Genomic DNA, 2,013 nt, shown 5'->3' with positions numbered 1-2,013 from the left:
GGCGATCAGCTGCCAGCGCGCCGCGCCCGCCGCCACCACCAGCGCCAGTCCCGCACCGGTGGCCAAGGCCAGTGTCAATGGCGATGCATGCCAGTGCAATTCGGTATCGACGTCGCGCGGTTCGGGCTCTTCCGGGTGGTGCCTCGTCATGGCGGCGCCGTATCCGGGGCGGGTGCGGGCGCGCCCGGGGTTCGCGGCACCGGAAGTCGTCGCAGCAGTTCGTCCACCACGTCTGCGCCCTGGATGCGTCGCACCCACATCTCCGGCCGCAGCGCGATCCGGTGTGCGAACGCCGAGGTTGCCAGCGCCTTGACGTCTTCGGGGATCACGTAGTCGCGGCCGAGCAGCAGCGCGCGCGCCCGGGCGAGCTGGATCAGATCGAGTTCTGATCGCGGGCTGGCGCCGACCGCGACCTGCGGGTGATGCCGGGTGCCGTTGGCCAGTGACACCACGTAGCGCAGCACGTCGTCGTGCACGCTGACCTGCTCCACCGATTCCCGCATCGCCATCACGTCGTCGGCGTCGACCACCTTGCGCACCGTCGGCAGCGCGGCTCCCCGGTCGAGTCGCCGGCGCAGCATGGCCGCCTCGCCCTGCTCCGACAGGTAGCCCAGTCGCAGCCTGATCGCGAACCGGTCCAGCTGCGCCTCGGGCAGCGGGTAGGTGCCCTCGTACTCGATCGGGTTGTCGGTGGCCAGCACGATGAACGGCGAGGACAGCCGGTGGGTCTGCCCGTCGATGCTGACCTGCCCCTCGGCCATCGCCTCCAGCAGGGCGGCCTGCGTCTTGGGCGGGGTCCGGTTGATCTCGTCGGCCAACACCAGGTTGGTGAAGATCGGGCCGCGCCGGAACTCGAAACGGCCCGAGGCCATGTCGTAGATGGTGGTGCCGAGCAGATCGGCCGGTAGCAGGTCCGGGGTGAACTGCACGCGGGTGAAGTCCAATCCGAGCGCGGCGGCGAACGACCGCGCGATCAGCGTCTTGCCCAGCCCGGGAAGATCTTCGATGAGCACATGGCCGCCGGCGAGCACCGCGGTCAGAATGAGCCGCAGCGCGGGACGCTTGCCGACCACCGCCTGCTCGATCTCGTCGAGCACGGCGGTGCAGCGCTCGGCGGTGGTTTCCGCCGTGCCGGACAGGCCCGCGCTCACCGTTGCTCCAGCCGGTGCAGGATCTCCTCGAGCACCGCGCGTCCCGGGCCGGCCCCGCGGTCCGCGCTGGGGGCGACGTTGCCGGGATCGACCCAGGGCCACAGTTCGGCGCCGAACAACATCGTCCCGGTGGCGCTGAAGGCCTCGTTCTTCGCCCGCCGCTGACGGGTGGAGACCTCGAACCGGCGGGCCAGGATGGGCCGCCAGCGCCTATCCCAGTCGGCCCTCGTCGACTCGGCCCAGCGGATTCTGGCCTCGGTGCCCGACAGCCACCGCCGCAACGATTCGCCGGGCTCGTCGAGCGCCGGCTCCGCGGCCGCGCCACGCCCGCCGCTCCTCAGCAGCTGCCGGATGCCCAGCAGTGGGACCGCGACCGCAATGGCGGCGGCCCACAGCAGCAGCTGTCGTTGGTGGGTGAACAGTACCGCCAGTTGCGCTGCGAGTACCAGCAGCACGCCTTGCAACGCAACGTTTTTCATGTCCGAGCCCGCAATTCGTCCAGCACCAGGCGCAGTATCGCGACCGCTTCGGCGCGGTGCGCCTCGGTCATCAGGTGCGGGCTGAACCGCGCCTCGGTGAACAGCTCGACCAGTCTGGATGCATTGTCGGCCGGCAGCGCGTGGTTTTCGACCGCCCGCGCCAGCACCTCGGTGGGAGTGTCGAACTCGCGCGGTGCGGCGCCGGGAACGTCGGCGAGGTGGCGCTCCATCACCGCGTAGCAGGCGATGATCGCCTCTCGCGGCTCCCTGCTCCGGTCGGCGATCCGGGTCAAGCCCAGTTCAGCTGCCCGCGCCAGGGTTTCGCCTGCGGTCAGCGGCTGCGGAGCAGCCGGTGCGGCATCGATCTGCGGGGCGGCCGACGG

General features: G+C 70.9%; 3 protein-coding genes. All 3 read right to left on the bottom strand.

Annotated features, from left to right (window positions below; all coding sequences use genetic code 11):
- Positions 1 to 146: 146 nt before the first annotated feature.
- Complete coding sequence (locus tag DQP56_RS24035) at positions 147 to 1,139, bottom strand: AAA family ATPase (protein WP_112689578.1); 993 nt, start codon at positions 1,137 to 1,139, stop codon at positions 147 to 149.
- Positions 1,140 to 1,147: 8 nt separating this feature from the next.
- Positions 1,148 to 1,630, bottom strand: coding sequence for a hypothetical protein (locus DQP56_RS24030; RefSeq protein WP_112689576.1), 483 nt, complete (start codon positions 1,628 to 1,630; stop codon positions 1,148 to 1,150).
- On the bottom strand, positions 1,627 to 2,013 hold a 387-nt coding region (locus tag DQP56_RS24025), incomplete at its 5' end, for a DUF4129 domain-containing protein (protein WP_234825814.1). The genes DQP56_RS24025 and DQP56_RS24030, both read right to left, overlap by 4 nt.

The organism is Mycolicibacter senuensis (assembly GCF_003284925.1).
In the GTDB taxonomy this organism is placed as follows: Bacteria; Actinomycetota; Actinomycetes; order Mycobacteriales; family Mycobacteriaceae; genus Mycobacterium; species Mycobacterium algericum_A.
Note: the sequence above shows the minus strand (reverse complement) of the source record. Positions and strands in the feature narration are given on the sequence as shown.

What these genes read in the sequence shown, in the direction of transcription:
- DQP56_RS24030 (WP_112689576.1), bottom strand. Translation starts at nt 1,630, where the DNA reads ATGAAAAACGTTGCGTTGCAAGGCGTGCTGCTGGTACTCGCAGCGCAA.